Consider the following 14162-nt stretch of genomic DNA (forward strand, 5'->3'; position numbering starts at 1 on the left):
CCGGATCTGGAAGGCGGGTAACCGCTGGAGGTGACCGGTACTAATAGGCCGAGGGCTTGTCCTCAGTTGCTCGCGTCCACTGTGTTAGTTCTGAGACAACGAACGGTTGTCGGCTAGAGCTTGAACCACACAACAGAAAAGTGTGCTTGTTCGCTCGAAACCATTAGGGTTTCGGTGGCCATAGCGTGAGGGAAACGCCCGGTTACATTTCGAACCCGGAAGCTAAGCCTTACAGCGCCGATGGTACTGCAGGGGGGACCCTGTGGGAGAGTAGGACGCCGCCGAACAATCTTTGGAGGACCCCTGGTCCCAGCGTCAAGCTGGGACCAGGGGTCCTTTTGTGTTTTGAATCAAGCTCCACCCGGAGCGCGCCGGCTACCCGGCTGCGCGAGAATGACTTGCGGTACCGAAGACAGGAGTCACCGATGTCCACCAACTCTCCCGAGGATCGACCGGAGCGCGACCAGCGGCGCCGGGAAAGTGGTGACCGCGGCGACCGTGGTGGTTACCGCGGAGGTCGCAGCGACCGCGGTGGCTCTGGAGCCGCCGGTGGTTCTGGTGGTTCCGGTGGTGCCAACCGTGGCGGCGGTTATGGGCGACGTGACGACAACCGGCCCGCTCCCGGCCGGCGTGACGACAATCGGGGTGGCTCCGGCGACCGCCGGAACGATGACCGCGGCGACCGCGGCGGCTTCCGTCGGGATGACAACCGAGGTGGCGGCTACGCGGGTCGTCGTGACGACCGACGCGACGGCGACCGTGGTTCGCGCCCGTCGTTCCAGCGCGACGACCGCGGTGACCGTGGGTCCCGTCCGGCCGGCCAGCGCGACGACCGTGACCGTGGTTCGCGTCCGTCCTTCCAGCGGGACGACCGGGACCGGGGTTCTCGCCCCTCCTTCCAGCGCGACGATCGGGACCGTGGGCCGCGTCGGGATGACCGTGGCGGTGATCGTCCGCCCTTCCGCCGTGACGACCGCGGTGACCGTGGCCCCCGTCCGACCGGTCAGCGTGACGACCGCGGTGGCTTCCGCCGGGATGACCGACGGGACGACCGCCGTGATGACCGTCGCGACGGCGACCGGGGCAGCGCCCCCCGCCGTGACGACCGCAGGGATGACCGCGACCGTGGTTCGCGTCCGTCGTTCCAGCGCGATGACCGGGACCGGGGTTCCCGCCCCTCTTACCAGCGGGACGACCGGGACCGGGGTTCTCGTCCGTCCTTCCAGCGGGATGACCGTGATCGTGGGCCGCGTCGTGATGACCGTGGTGGTGATCGTCCGCCCTTCCGTCGTGACGACCGCGGTGACCGTGGTTCCCGTCCGGTCGGGCAGCGCGACGACCGTGACCGTGGCTCGCGTCCGTCGTTCCAGCGGGATGATCGGAACCGTGGTTCTCGCCCCTCCTTCCAGCGCGATGACCGTGACCGTGGTTCGCGTCCGTCGTTCCAGCGGGATGACCGTGACCGTGGTTCTCGCCCCTCCTTCCAGCGCGACGATCGGGACCGTGGGCCGCGTCGGGACGACCGTGGCGGCGATCGCCCGCCCTTCCGCCGTGACGACCGCGGTGACCGTGGTCCCCGTCCGGCCGGTCAGCGTGACGACCGCGGTGGCTTCCGCCGGGACGACAATCGCGGTGAGCGCGGCGGTGGCTTCCGGGGTCGGGACGACCGTGGTGGGCATGGGCCCCGGCGTGACGACCGTAGGGACGACCGCGGTGGGCGTCCCGGTGGTTACCGGGGTCGTGATGACCGGCAGGGCGGCGGCTACCGCGGCCGTGACGACCGGGACCGGGACAGGGACCGTGAGCCGATCAAGCGGCTGCCGATCCCCGAGGACGTCACCGGAGATGAGATCGACAAGGATGTACGGCAGGAGCTGCAGAGCCTGCCCAAGACGCTTGCCGAGGACGTCGCGAAGAACCTGGTGATGGTTGCCCGGCTCATCGACGAGGACCCCGAGGGCGCGTACGGCTACTCCAAGGTGGCGTTGCGGCTGGCGTCGCGTGTCGCTGCCGTACGGGAGGCGGCCGGGTTCGCGGCGTACGCGAATCAGAAGTACGCCGAGGCGCTGGGCGAGTTCCGGGCCGCGCGGCGGATGACCGGGTCCGTGGACCTGTGGCCCGTGATGGCCGACTGCGAGCGTGGGCTCGGGCGGCCGGAGAAGGCGCTGGACATGGCCGGCGCGCCCGAGGTGAACAAGCTCGACAAGGCCGGGCAGGTCGAGATGCGGCTCGTCGTGGCCGGCGCCCGGCGTGACATGGACCAGCTCGACGCGGCCATCGTGACCCTGCAGAGCCCCGAGCTCGCCTCCAACTCCGTGCAGCCGTGGACCGCGCGGTTGCGGTACGCGTACGCGGACGCCCTGCTCGCCGCCGGCCGTGAGGCCGAGGCACGCGAGTGGTTCGGGAAGGCGATCGAGGCCGACCGGGACGGCAGTACGGACGCGTCGGACCGGCTCGCCGAGTTGGACGGTGTCGAATTCGTCGACGCGTTCGTCGAGGACGACGAGGACGGCAACGAGGGTGAGCAGGCCGACGTCGAGTCGGACACCGAGATCGACACCGACGTCGAGGCGGAGGCCGAGGTCGCGGTCGAGGCCGACACCGAGGTCGAGTCTCCGGGTGAGGTTCCGGACGAGGACGAGGTCCGGGTCGCCGACGACGTAGAGGACGAAGACGTAGAGGACGAAGACGTCGAGGACGACGACGTGGACGATCGTAAGAACTGATCCGCGTATCAAGAGGGCGGGGCCGTGAGGTCCCGCCCTTTTGTGTGTCCGGGGTCGGAAGGGGCTGTCGGTTGTCAGAGTTCCAGCGCGCGCAGCACCAGTCCCGAGGCCGGTTTCGGGCCGAAGGACGTCGACTTGCGGGGCATCGTGACGCCCTGGCGGGCCAGGTCGCGGACGACCTCCTCGCGGACGGGGTGCATCAGGACCGCCGTGCCGCCGTCGCGTTCGGCCTTCTCGACCGTCGCGGCCGTGTCGTGGATGTAGGCGATGTGGGCGGGGGAGTCCTCGGGGATGTGCCAGACGTGGTCGAGGAGCGTGGCGTGCAGGACCGTCGCGTCCAGGGTGCGCCAGGCCGTCGGGTGGTCGGTGGGGATCGTGCGGGCGAGCAGGGCCGGGTCCGGGTGGTCGACGAGGTGGAAGGCGCCGTCGCCGGCCAGCAGGAAGGCGTTGCCCGCGCAGGCCGCGTCCGCGAGGGCCGCTTGCGCCTCCGCCAGGGGTACGTCCAGGCGCTGGACGCGGAAGAGGCCGTCGAGGGCGGCCAGGGCGTCGGCGACCGGCAGGCCGTGCAGGAGGCGGTGGATGGCGCGGACGCGCAGGGGGTAGCGGGCTGTGTCGACAAGGAGGACGAGGCCGTGGTCCCAGGCGCTGGGGGAGGGATGCTCCGCGCGTAGAAGTCGATAGGTCGCCCAGCGGTGATGGCCGTCGGCGATCAGGGCCTGGTGGTGGGACAGGTCGGAACGGACGTCGGCCAGGTCCGCGGGGTCGGTGACCGCCCACAGGCGGTGGCTGTAGCCGTCCTCCGTGGTGGTGGCGAGCAACGGGGGCCGCTGGGCGGTGCTTTCGACCACCTTCGAGGTGGGGGCAGAGCCGTTGCCGCGGTAGGTCAGGAGCAGGGGCTCCAGGTTCGCGGAGGTGGCGCGCATCAGGGCCGCGCGGTCGGCGACCACGTGCGGCATGACGTCCTCGTGGGGCAGGACCACGCCCTCGGACGGGTCCGAGACGCGCAGGGCGCCGATGATGCCGCGCTGGAGCATGCCGTCGTCGTGCCGCTGTTCGTAGACGTACAGGCCCGGTTCGGGGTCGGTGGTCAGGACGCCCTCGGCGACCCAGCGGCGCAGGGTGTCGGCGGCCTGTTCGTTGCGGGCGCTCGGGGTGGTGGCCTGCGGCAGGATCAGGCGGACGATGTTGTGCGGATCGGCGTCCTGGAGATGGTGCAGGCCGTCGGGGCGCACGACGACGTCGTACGGCGGGGATGTCACGGCCGCCAGGCTGCCGACCCGGTCGGGGTCGTACCGTAGGCCTCGGAACGGGGTGAGTTCCAGGCCTCGGGGCACCGTTGCTTCCGAGTGACCTGCAGTGTTCATCCCGGCATCGTACGTGTGTCAGTGGCGTGCGGGATGATCGGGGAAAGCCGCCGAATTAGGAGCGATGTGGAATGAGCCAGAGCGCCAGGACGAAGCCCGAGGGCAGTGACCAGGCCCTGAGCGAGGCGTACGACACGGCGCTCCTCGACCTGGACGGGGTGGTGTACGCGGGCGGTAACGCGATCGCGTACGCGGTCGACTCGCTCGCCACCGCGCGGGAGGGCGGGATGCGTCTCGCCTACGTCACCAACAACGCGCTGCGGACGCCGGACGCCGTGGCCGCGCATCTCACCGAGCTGGGGATACCGACGGGTGCCGAGGACGTCATCACCTCCGCGCAGGCGGTCGCGCGGCTGATCAGTGAGCAGGTGCCGGCGAAGTCGAGGGTGCTGGTGATCGGCGGGGAGGGGCTGCGGGTCGCGCTGCGCGAGCGCGGTCTCGAGCCGGTCGAGTCGGCGGACGACGATCCGGCGGCCGTGGTGCAGGGGTACGGCGGGCCCGATCTGGCCTGGGCGCGGTTCGCGGAGGCCGGTTTCGCCATCGCGCGCGGGGTGCCGTGGTACGCGTCCAACACCGACCTGACGATCCCGAGCGCGCGCGGGATCGCGCCGGGCAACGGCGCGGCGGTCGAGGTCGTCCGGATCACGACCGGTGCCGAGCCGCAGATCGCCGGCAAGCCGCTGCCCCCGATGCACCGGGAGACCATCCTGCGGACCGGCGCCAAGCGGCCGTTGGTGGTCGGGGACCGGCTGGACACGGACATCGAGGGCGCGTTCAACGGCGAGGTGGACTCCCTGCTCGTCCTCACCGGCGTCACCGACGGACCTCAGCTCCTCGCCGCTCCGCCGCAACGCCGGCCGACGTACGTCGACGCCGATCTGCGCGGGATGCTGACGGGGCAGCCCGAGGTCGAGGAGGCTGGTGACGGGTACCGGTGCGGTGGCTGGACCGCCAGGGCGGGTGCGGAGCGGCTGGAACTCGACGGTGACGGCGAGGCACTGGACGGACTGCGGGCGCTGTGCGCTGCGGCCTGGACGGCGGCGGGCGACGGTAAATGCGAGCTGGACGCGGAGAAGGCGCTGGCGCGACTGGCGTTGTGAGTCGGGTCACTTGGTGGCGGGGCGGTGGATCGGGAGGCGGGCGCGACCAGGGATCGAAGGCTGATGCGAGGGTAGGCTAACCTAACTGCGTGTTGGTCGACAGTCCTCCCGAACAGCGCGCGGAAACCGCCCCCGCGCCCCCAACCCGCCGGGCGATACGGGCCTTTGGGCTCCTCGTCTCCGTCCTGATCCTGCTGCTCGTCGCCCTGGCGAGCATCGCGATCGGCGCGAAAGAGCTGTCCTTGGGGCAGGTGTGGCACGGCCTGTTCGCGGACTCGGGGACCTACGGGGACGTCGTCGTCGCGGAGCGCGTCTCGCGCACGCTGCTCGGACTGCTCGCCGGCGCCGCGCTCGGACTCTCCGGAGCCGTGCTGCAGGCGCTCACCCGCAATCCGCTGGCCGACCCCGGACTGCTCGGCATCAACGCGGGCGCGTCCGCCGCGGTCGTCACCGCGATGACGTACTTCGGCGTCACCTCACTGACCGGGTACGTGTGGTTCGCCTTCCTCGGCGCGGCGGCCGTCGGCGCGCTGGTCTGGTTCCTGGGCGGTAGCCGGGGTGCGACGCCCGTGCGGCTCGCGCTCGCGGGCACCGCGATCAGCGCCGCGCTCTACGGCTATCTCCAGGCCGTGATGATCAGCGACCAGGCCGCGCTCGGCAAGATGCGCTTCTGGACGGTCGGTTCACTGGCGACGGCGACCGACGGGACGGTCCTGCAGGTGCTGCCGTTCATCGGGGTCGGCACGGTCCTCGCCCTCGGCCTCGCCCGGCCGCTCAACGCCCTGGCCATGGGCGACGACACCGCCAAGGCACTCGGCGCCAACCTCAACCGCACCCGGGCGCTGGCGATGCTCGCCGCCACCGTGCTGAGCGGGGCGGCGACCGCGGCCTGCGGGCCGATCGTGTTCGTCGGTCTGATGGTCCCGCACATCGTGCGCTCCTTCACCGGCCCCGACCTGCGCTGGATCCTGCCGTACGCCACGATCCTGTCGCCCGTGATGCTGCTCGGATCCGATGTCGTCGGCCGGGTCGTCGCCCGCCCCTCGGAGGTTCAGGTCGGCATCGTCACCGCGATCATCGGCGGCCCGGTCTTCATCTATCTCGTACGACGGCGGAGGACGACGCAGCTGTGAGGACCAACCGTGTCATGAGGACGCCGGGTGGACTCTCGCTGCGTCTGGACGTCCGTGCCGTCACCGTCGTATCGCTGCTGCTGCTCACCGCGCTCGCCGCGAGTGTGGTGCTGATCGGGACCGGCGACTTCCCCATGTCGGCGGGGGACGTGCTCAAGACGCTGGCCGGGAACGGGGACGCCGGCCAGGAGTTCATCGTCAACGAACTGCGGCTGCCCCGGGTCCTGGTGGGCCTGCTGGTCGGCGCCTCGCTCGGACTCGGCGGCGCCCTCTTCCAGGCCGTCACCCGCAATCCGCTCGGCAGCCCGGACGTGCTCGGCCTCAGCCAGGGGGCCACGGCCGGGGCGCTGGTGATGATCGTGCTGTTCTCCGGCAGCTCGGCCCAGGTCACCACGGGCGCGCTCGTCGGCGGTCTCGGGACCGGGCTCGCCATCTATCTGCTCGCCTGGAAGCGGGGCGTGCACGGCTACCGGCTTGTGCTGGTCGGCATCGGCGTCTCCGCGATCGTCACCGCCGTCAACGGCTATCTCCTCACCATCTCCGACATCGTCGACGCGACCAGGGCGGTCGTGTGGATGACCGGGTCCCTCAGCGGCCGGGACTGGGACCAGGTCTGGCCGCTGCTCGCGCTGTGCGCGGTGCTCGTGCCGCTGGTTCTCGTCAACGGGCGCGGCCTGCGGATGATGGAGATGGGCGACGACGTCTCGAACGCCCTCGGGGTGCGCGTCGAGCGGGTGCGGGCGCTGCTGCTGGTGGCAGCCGTCCTGCTCACCGCGACCGCGACCGCCGCCGCGGGGCCCGTCGGCTTCGTGGCACTGACCGCGCCCCAGCTCGCGCGCCGGCTGACCCGTTCGCCCGGCCCCAACCTGGTGCCGTCCCTGTGCATGGGCGCCGCCCTGCTGGTCACCGCCGACTGGCTCTCGCAGCGGATCTTCGGCGCCGACCAGATCCCTGTCGGCGTGGTCACCGGCGTCCTCGGCGGTGTCTACCTGCTGTGGCTGCTCGTCAGCGAGCGCAGGGCGGGCCGGATATGAGCGACGAGAGCGACTTCGGCCCCGGGCCGGACCTGAGCGACCAGAGCACCTCCAGCCGCGGGCTGGACAACCAGAGGAGCACCGTGAACCGCTTGTCCGCCGAGAACGTCACCCTCGCCTACGACCAGCGGGTCATCGCCGAGCAGCTCTCGGTGGAGATTCCGGACAACTCCTTCACCGTGATCGTCGGACCGAACGCGTGCGGCAAGTCGACATTGCTGCGCGCCCTGTCCCGGATGCTCAAGCCGAACGTCGGCCGGGTGCTGCTGGACGGTCACGTCATCCAGTCGATGCCGGCGAAGAAGGTCGCGCGCACTTTGGGCCTGCTGCCGCAGACGTCCATCGCCCCCGACGGGATCACCGTCGCCGACCTCGTGGGCCGCGGTCGCTACCCGCACCAGGGCATCCTGCGCCAGTGGTCGACCGAGGACGAGAAGGTCGTCCAGGAGTCCATGGCGCAGACCGGGGTCGCCGAGCTCGCCGATCGCTATGTCGACGAATTGTCCGGCGGTCAGCGGCAGCGCGTGTGGATCGCGATGGCGCTCGCGCAGCAGACCCCGCTGCTGCTGCTCGACGAGCCGACGACGTATCTCGACATCCAGCACCAGATCGACGTCCTGGACCTCTGTGCCGAGCTGCACGAGGAGCAGGGGCGCACGCTGGTCGCCGTGCTGCACGACCTCAACCACGCGGCGCGGTACGCCACGCACCTCATCGCGCTGAAGGAGGGGCGGATCATCGCCGAGGGGGCGCCGAAGGACATCGTCACGGCCGAGCTGGTGGAGGACGTCTTCGGGCTGCGCTGCCAGGTCATCGACGACCCGGAGACGGGGACCCCGCTGGTGGTGCCGGCGGCGCGCAAGGCGCGTACGCGGGCGCGCGCCGACCTCAAGAAGGAAACCGGCGGGGTGGAGGAGAAGGTCGCCGCTACAGAAGCTTCCTGAGCTGGAACAGATCGCGCAGGCCCGCCTCCAGGCGCACCCGGCCCGAGCCCCATGCCTTCGCGAAGTTCAGCTCGCCGTTCACCAGCGCGACAAGGTCGTCGCCCGCCATGGCCAGCCTGATCTGGGCCTTCTCCTTGGGAGGGCCCTGCAGGGTGTCCTGGACCACGATCCGGCCGCCCGTCATGCGGCCGACGAACGTGACGTCCAGGTCCGTGATGTGGCAGCTCACCGAACGGTCCAGGGCCGCCGCGGTGCGGGCGTCCCCCTCGGCGCGCTGCATGGTGTCCGAGAGCTTTTCGAGTGCGGCGCGGCACTCCTCGATCGTGGCCATCGTGATCGACGGTACCCCAGCTCTTCGGGGTAGCGTCTGGGCATGAGCGACACAGTGCCCGAGGCCACAACGCAGGAGGAGCCGGCCGAGGTCGAGACCGAGTACGACCCCGCCGCTCCCGCCCCGCTGGCCGTGGACCGCACACCGACCGGCAACGCCGAGGTCGACGGCCGGCTGGAACGGCTGGCCGATGCCGACCACCTCGCCACGGACGGACACATCGAGGTGTACGAGGATGTACACCGGGGGCTGCGTGACGCGCTCACCGCGCTCGACGCCCGCCCGGGACCTCCGGCGCCCCCGTCGACGTATGGCAATGGCAGTAGGAGCTGAACCGAACGTGGCAGGAGTCGCACGCCGTCGGCTGGACGCGGAGCTGGTGCGCCGGAAGCTGGCGCGCTCGCGCGAGCACGCCGGGCAGCTGATCGCGGCCGGCCGGGTCACCGTCGGCAAGACCGTCGCGACCAAGTCCGCCACGCAGGTGGAGACCGCGGCGGCGATCGTCGTCCAGACCGACGACAGCGATCCCGACTACGTCTCCCGGGGCGGCCACAAGCTCGCGGGCGCGCTGGCGGCTTTCGTACCCCAGGGGCTCGTGGTGGAGGGGCGGCGGGCGCTGGACGCCGGCGCGTCCACCGGCGGTTTCACCGACGTCCTGTTGCGGGCGGGTGCCGCACACGTCGTGGCGGTGGATGTCGGATACGGACAACTCGCTTGGTCTCTGCGGAGCGATGAACGCGTCACCGTCAAGGACCGTACGAACGTACGCGAGTTGACGCTTGAAGCGATCGATGGGGAACCTGTGGATCTTGTCGTGGGTGATCTGTCCTTCATCCCGCTCGGGCTGGTGCTGCCGGCCCTCGCGCGGTGTGTGAAGGCGGACGCCGACCTGGTGATGATGGTCAAGCCGCAGTTCGAGGTGGGGAAGGAACGACTGGGCAGCGGCGGTGTCGTCCGCAGCCCGCAGCTGCGGGCGGAGGCCGTGCGGGGCGTGGCCGGTAAGGCGTGGGAACTCGGGCTCGGGGTCAAGGGCGTCACCGCCAGCCCGCTGCCCGGACCCTCCGGGAATGTCGAGTATTTTCTGTGGCTGCGGGCCGGGGAACCCCAACTGGACCCGGCCGATGTCGACCGTGCAGTGGCGGAGGGGCCCCGTTGACACCGAACCGAGCTCGTACTGTTTTCCTGCTCGCCCACACCGGGCGGCCCGCGGCCATCCGCAGCGCCGAACTGGTGGTGAAGGGCCTGCTGCGCGAGGGCATCGGCGTGCGCGTCCTGGAGTACGAGGCCGCCGACCTGCCACTGCCCGCAGAGGTGGAGCTGGTCAAGGAGGCGACCGCGCAGTGCCTCGAAGGGTGCGAGCTGCTGATCGTGCTGGGCGGTGACGGGACGCTGCTGCGCGGCGCCGAGTTCGCCCGCGCGTCCGGGGTGCCGATGCTCGGCGTCAACCTCGGCAGCGTCGGCTTCCTCGCCGAGGCCGAGCGCGACGACCTCGACAAGGTCGTCGACCGGGTGGTCTCGAAGTCCTACGAGGTCGAGGAGCGGATGACCGTCGACGTCGTCGTGCACCGCAACGGCGACATCGTGCACACGGACTGGGCGCTGAACGAGGCGGCGGTGCAGAAGGCCGGCGCCGAGAAGCTGCTCGAAGTGGTGCTGGAGATCGACGGGCGGCCGGTCACCGGGTTCGGGTGCGACGGGATCGTGCTGTCGACGCCCACCGGGTCGACCGCGTACGCCTTCTCCGCCGGGGGACCGGTGGTGTGGCCCGAGGTCGAGGCGCTGCTGATGGTGCCCATCAGTGCCCACGCGCTGTTCGCGAAGCCCCTGGTGACCTCGCCGAACTCCGTGCTCGCCGTGGAGCTGCTGCCGCACATCCCGCCGGGTGTGCTGTGGTGCGACGGGCGGCGGACCTTCGAGCTGCCGCCGGGAGCGCGGGTGGAGGTACGGCGGGGCGCTGTGCCGGTGCGGCTGGCCCGGCTGCATCACGCCTCCTTCACGGACCGGTTGGTCGCGAAGTTCGCCCTGCCGGTCTCAGGATGGCGCGGGGCACCGCACCACTAGTCGCTAGGGACAGATGTGCGGAAGCGCGGGTGACTGTGGACGGTTTGTGGTCGCTCGCGCAGTTCCCCGGTCCCTGCGGGCCGTGACACTCCCCCGGGTGACAAGGGCACCTCGCACTCGCCCGGTCGGACCTCGTAAGGTCTTCATCGTGCTGGAAGAAATGCGGATACGGTCGCTCGGAGTCATCGACGACGCGGTCGTCGAGCTGTCGCCCGGGTTCACCGCCGTCACCGGTGAGACGGGCGCGGGCAAGACCATGGTGGTCACCAGCCTGGGGCTGCTGCTGGGCGGACGGGCGGATCCCGCGCTGGTGCGGATCGGCGCCGAGAAGGCGGTCGTGGAGGGGCGGATCTCCGTGCCCCCGGGCGCCTCGGCGATCGTGCGCGCCGAGGAGGCGGGGGCCGAGCTCGACGACGGGGCGCTGCTCATCAGCCGTACCGTTTCCGCCGAAGGGCGGTCGCGGGCGCACGTGGGCGGACGCAGTGTGCCCGTGGGGCTGCTGGCGGAGCTCGCCGACGACCTCGTGGCCGTGCACGGCCAGACCGACCAGCAGGGGCTGCTGAAGCTGTCCCGGCAGCGAGCGGCGCTCGACCGGTACGCCGGTGAGGCCGTGGCCGGTCCGCTCGCCAAGTACGGCGAGGCCTACCGGCGGCTGCGGGCCGTGTCGGTCGAGCTGGACGAGATCGTCACCCGCGCGCGTGAACGGGCCCAGGAAGCCGACCGGCTGCGCTACGGCCTCGACGAGATCGCGGGCGTCGAACCGCGCACCGGCGAGGACGTGGAGCTGGCGGAGGAGGCGAACCGGCTCGGGCACGCCGAGGCACTGTCGTCCGCCGCCACGGCCGCCCACGCGGCCCTCGCGGGCAACCCTGAGGACCCCGAGGGCATCGACGCCGCCACGCTGGTCGCGGGCGCCCACCGGGCCCTGGACGCCGTACGGTCGCACGACCCGGCGCTGTCCGCGCTCGCCGACCGGATCGGCGAGATCGGGATCCTTCTCGGCGATGTGGCGGGGGAGTTGGCGGGGTACGCCGACGACCTCGACGCCGATCCGCTGCGGCTGTCGGCCGTCGAGGAGCGGCGGGCCGCGCTCACCGCGCTGACCCGGAAGTACGGCGAGGACGTCAACTCCGTGCTCGCCTGGGCCGAATCGAGCGCCGCGCGGCTGACCGAGCTGGACGGCGACGACGAGCGGATCGGCGAACTGACCGTCGAGCGGGACGCGCTGCGGGCCGAACTGGGCGGGCTCGCGCAGGCGTTGAGCGACGCGCGCGCGGAGGCGGCCGAGCGGTTCGCGGCGGCCGTGACCGCCGAACTGGCCTCGCTCGCCATGCCCCACGCGCGCATCTCGTTCGAGATCCGGCAGACCGAGGACCCGGAAGGCGTGGAGGTCGGCGGACGTCCGGTCGCCTACGGACCGTCCGGCGTCGACGAGGTCGAACTGCTCCTCGCCCCGCACCCGGGAGCACCGCCCCGGCCCATCGCCAAGGGCGCGTCCGGCGGTGAGCTCTCGCGCGTGATGCTCGCCGTCGAGGTCGTGTTCGCGGGCACGGACCCCGTGCCGACCTACCTGTTCGACGAGGTCGACGCCGGTGTCGGCGGCAAGGCGGCGGTCGAGATCGGCCGCCGGCTCGCCAAGCTCGCCAAGTCCGCGCAGGTCGTGGTCGTCACCCACCTTCCCCAGGTCGCCGCGTTCGCCGACCGGCAGCTGTTGGTCGAGAAGACGAACGACGGGTCGGTGACCCGGTCCGGTGTGAAGGTCCTGGAAGGCGAGGAGCGGATCCGGGAGTTGTCCCGGATGCTGGCGGGCCAGGAGGACTCCGAGACGGCGCGGGCGCACGCGGAGGAGCTGTTGGCGACGGCACGGGCCGATGGTTAGCGGCCCGGCGCGACCCTAGAAGGGCCCGCGCGAGGGGGCGGTTTCGGGCGTCCGGCGGGCGCGTGACGGCGTGTGGGGCGGGCGCGCCCGCGTGCGAGCGCAACGGCACGTGGGGAACAAGATCATGAGGGCGGCGGCGGGCGGATGCCCCTGAGCGAGGGTGCCCGCGGGGGGGACAGGACTTGGGAAACCAGGTCCGTGGGCCCGCCCGCTCGCTCACCGTTCCTTCACCGCCCCGCCTCCGGAACCACCGCTTCCCTCACCCGTGTGGGTGACCCGGCGCCCCGGCCCGCCGACTCCTCGCGCCCTCGGCGTTCCCGGAACACCCGTGCGTGCTGGCATCCTTGGGCTTGTACGTGGAGGAAGCCGCGCGGTACACCCCCTCCGCTGGATCCTTCTGTACTTTCTTCGTGACCGCCCGACGCCGAACCAGGAGCCCCGGCCACGTGACCCACGTGAGCAGCCACTCAGCGACCGGCCAGTCGCCGCTGCGCACCGTCCAGGTGCTCGGCGGAGGCAACGCCGGCAGTAGCGCACACGTGCGTTCGCTGGCCTCGGGACTCGCCGCGCGGGGCGTGCGCGTCACGGTGTGCGCCCCCGTCGAGGCCGATCACACCTACGACTTCACCGGCGCGGGTGCCGAACACGTGCACGTGCCCCGCAGCAGCGACCCGGCCTCCGTGGCCGCTCTCCGGGAGGCGTGCCGGGACGCCGACCTGGTCCACGCACACGGCCTGCACGCGTCGTTCCGTGCCGTGCTGGCGCTCAGCGGCCGGCGTACCCCCCTCGTCGTCACCTGGCACGACCGCGCGTACGCGGAGGGTGCCCGCGCCCATCTGCTGCGCCTGCTGGAGCGGCGGGTCGCCAAGGCCGCCACGGTGGTCCTCGGCACCACCTCGGACCTCGTGGACCGGGCGCGCCGCACCGGAGCCCGGGATGCCCGGCTCGCCGCCGTCTCCCTGCCGGGACCGCGTCACTCCGCAGAGCAGGACGACCCCGACCGGCTGCGCTCCAAGGTGCGGGCCGAACTCGGCGCCATCGGCCGCCCGTTGCTGATGGCCGTCGGCTCCCTGGAGCGGCACCGGGGCTACGACACCCTCCTGGACGCCGCACGCGGATGGAGCCGCCTGGACCCCGTGCCGCTCGTCGCGGTCGCGGGAGAGGGCCCGTTGCGGGCGGAGCTGCAGCGCCGGATCGAGGACGAGGAACTGCCGGTCCGCCTGGTCGGACGCCGTGACGACGTCTCCGAACTCCTCGCGGCCGCCGACCTCGTGCTCCTGACCAGCAGCCGGGAAGCGCGCTCCGTGCTCGCCCAGGAAGCCCTCCACGCGCGCGTGCCGCTGGTTGCGACCCGGGTCGGCGGCATTCCCGAACTCGTCGGCGACGCCGCCGAACTCGTCCCGGCCGGCAACGCGAAGGCCCTCGCCGACGCCGTCGTACGACTGCTCGCCGACCCCGAGCGCTGCGAACTCCTGAAGGAGAAGGGCGCTCTGCAGGCGGCGACCTGGCCGACCGAGGACGAGACGGTCGCGCAAGTGCTGAGTGTCTACGACGAGTTGACGCAGCCCCGGCCGCTCATCTGAAGGTTCT

At 71.7% G+C, this 14162-nt stretch carries 13 protein-coding genes and 1 rRNA gene; 11 read left to right on the top strand and 3 right to left on the bottom strand.

The annotated features are described in order from the left end of the window. Nucleotides 1-170 precede the first annotated feature (170 nt). Nucleotides 171-287: ribosomal RNA gene (rrf, locus tag ACIQI8_RS38000) — 5S ribosomal RNA — on the top strand. Nucleotides 288-419: 132 nt separating this feature from the next. Here the strand turns inward: rrf and ACIQI8_RS38005 are convergent. Next, nucleotides 420-1679 carry a hypothetical protein gene (locus ACIQI8_RS38005; RefSeq protein WP_402362818.1) on the bottom strand — a complete coding sequence of 420 codons (1260 nt, stop codon included), beginning with the start codon at nt 1677-1679 and terminating at the stop codon, nt 420-422. A 129-nt stretch (nt 1680-1808) separates the two neighbouring features. Between ACIQI8_RS38005 and ACIQI8_RS38010 the strand changes: the two genes are divergently transcribed. Continuing rightward, entirely contained in the window at nt 1809-2726 is a 918-nt protein-coding gene (locus tag ACIQI8_RS38010) for a hypothetical protein (RefSeq protein WP_402362750.1), read from the top strand. Nucleotides 2727-2800: 74 nt separating this feature from the next. On the opposite strand, the gene ACIQI8_RS38015 is transcribed toward ACIQI8_RS38010, so the two are convergent. Continuing rightward, a complete protein-coding gene (locus ACIQI8_RS38015; protein WP_402361389.1) occupies nt 2801-4090 on the bottom strand; it encodes a DUF1015 domain-containing protein in 1290 nt (429 codons plus the stop codon). Between the two features lie 71 nt (nt 4091-4161). Here ACIQI8_RS38015 and ACIQI8_RS38020 point away from each other — a divergent pair, with 71 nt between their 5' ends. From ACIQI8_RS38020 to ACIQI8_RS38035, 4 genes are all read left to right on the top strand, one after another. After that, on the top strand, nt 4162-5190 hold the full coding sequence (locus tag ACIQI8_RS38020; protein WP_402361392.1) for an HAD hydrolase-like protein: 1029 nt from the start codon (nt 4162-4164) through the stop codon (nt 5188-5190). 89 nt (nt 5191-5279) lie between these two features. Further along, nucleotides 5280-6323: a FecCD family ABC transporter permease gene (locus ACIQI8_RS38025; RefSeq protein WP_402361395.1), complete on the top strand. Its 1044-nt coding sequence runs from the start codon at nt 5280-5282 to the stop codon at nt 6321-6323. Then, entirely contained in the window at nt 6320-7357 is a 1038-nt protein-coding gene (locus ACIQI8_RS38030) for a FecCD family ABC transporter permease (protein WP_402361398.1), read from the top strand. Before ACIQI8_RS38025 ends, ACIQI8_RS38030 begins: the two co-directional genes overlap by 4 nt. Beyond that, nucleotides 7354-8301 carry an ABC transporter ATP-binding protein gene (locus ACIQI8_RS38035; RefSeq protein WP_402361401.1) on the top strand — a complete coding sequence of 316 codons (948 nt, stop codon included), beginning with the start codon at nt 7354-7356 and terminating at the stop codon, nt 8299-8301. The genes ACIQI8_RS38030 and ACIQI8_RS38035 overlap by 4 nt, the downstream gene beginning before the upstream one ends. Here the strand turns inward: ACIQI8_RS38035 and ACIQI8_RS38040 are convergent. Further along, entirely contained in the window at nt 8285-8632 is a 348-nt protein-coding gene (locus tag ACIQI8_RS38040) for an SCP2 sterol-binding domain-containing protein (RefSeq protein WP_402361404.1), read from the bottom strand. The two genes, ACIQI8_RS38035 and ACIQI8_RS38040, sit on opposite strands and share 17 nt — an antisense overlap. Before the next feature lie 42 nt (nt 8633-8674). Between ACIQI8_RS38040 and ACIQI8_RS38045 the strand changes: the two genes are divergently transcribed. The 5 genes from ACIQI8_RS38045 to ACIQI8_RS38065 all read left to right on the top strand — a co-directional run bounded on the left by ACIQI8_RS38045 (nt 8675) and on the right by ACIQI8_RS38065 (nt 14155). Next, complete coding sequence (locus tag ACIQI8_RS38045) at nt 8675-8965, top strand: hypothetical protein (protein ID WP_402361407.1); 291 nt, start codon at nt 8675-8677, stop codon at nt 8963-8965. A 7-nt stretch (nt 8966-8972) separates the two neighbouring features. Continuing rightward, nucleotides 8973-9788 (top strand): TlyA family RNA methyltransferase, encoded by an 816-nt coding sequence (locus tag ACIQI8_RS38050; protein ID WP_402361410.1) that lies wholly within the window; start codon nt 8973-8975, stop codon nt 9786-9788. Further along, nucleotides 9785-10693 carry an NAD kinase gene (locus ACIQI8_RS38055; protein ID WP_402361413.1) on the top strand — a complete coding sequence of 303 codons (909 nt, stop codon included), beginning with the start codon at nt 9785-9787 and terminating at the stop codon, nt 10691-10693. The genes ACIQI8_RS38050 and ACIQI8_RS38055 overlap by 4 nt, the downstream gene beginning before the upstream one ends. Before the next feature lie 160 nt (nt 10694-10853). Next, nucleotides 10854-12572 (top strand): DNA repair protein RecN, encoded by a 1719-nt coding sequence (gene recN / locus ACIQI8_RS38060; protein ID WP_402362753.1) that lies wholly within the window; start codon nt 10854-10856, stop codon nt 12570-12572. A 446-nt stretch (nt 12573-13018) separates the two neighbouring features. Next, on the top strand, nt 13019-14155 hold the full coding sequence (locus ACIQI8_RS38065; protein ID WP_402361416.1) for a glycosyltransferase family 4 protein: 1137 nt from the start codon (nt 13019-13021) through the stop codon (nt 14153-14155). Nucleotides 14156-14162 lie beyond the last annotated feature (7 nt).

Source organism: Streptomyces sp. NPDC092369 (assembly GCF_044755245.1).
GTDB lineage: Bacteria > Actinomycetota > Actinomycetes > Streptomycetales > Streptomycetaceae > Streptomyces.

What these genes read in the sequence shown, in the direction of transcription:
- ACIQI8_RS38005 (WP_402362818.1), bottom strand. Translation starts at nt 1,679, where the DNA reads ATGCCCACCACGGTCGTCCCGACCCCGGAAGCCACCGCCGCGCTCACC.
- ACIQI8_RS38015 (WP_402361389.1), bottom strand. Translation starts at nt 4,090, where the DNA reads ATGAACACTGCAGGTCACTCGGAAGCAACGGTGCCCCGAGGCCTGGAA.
- ACIQI8_RS38020 (WP_402361392.1), top strand. Translation starts at nt 4,162, where the DNA reads ATGAGCCAGAGCGCCAGGACGAAGCCCGAGGGCAGTGACCAGGCCCTG.
- ACIQI8_RS38035 (WP_402361401.1), top strand. Translation starts at nt 7,354, where the DNA reads ATGAGCGACGAGAGCGACTTCGGCCCCGGGCCGGACCTGAGCGACCAG.
- ACIQI8_RS38040 (WP_402361404.1), bottom strand. Translation starts at nt 8,632, where the DNA reads ATGGCCACGATCGAGGAGTGCCGCGCCGCACTCGAAAAGCTCTCGGAC.
- ACIQI8_RS38045 (WP_402361407.1), top strand. Translation starts at nt 8,675, where the DNA reads ATGAGCGACACAGTGCCCGAGGCCACAACGCAGGAGGAGCCGGCCGAG.
- recN (WP_402362753.1), top strand. Translation starts at nt 10,854, where the DNA reads ATGCGGATACGGTCGCTCGGAGTCATCGACGACGCGGTCGTCGAGCTG.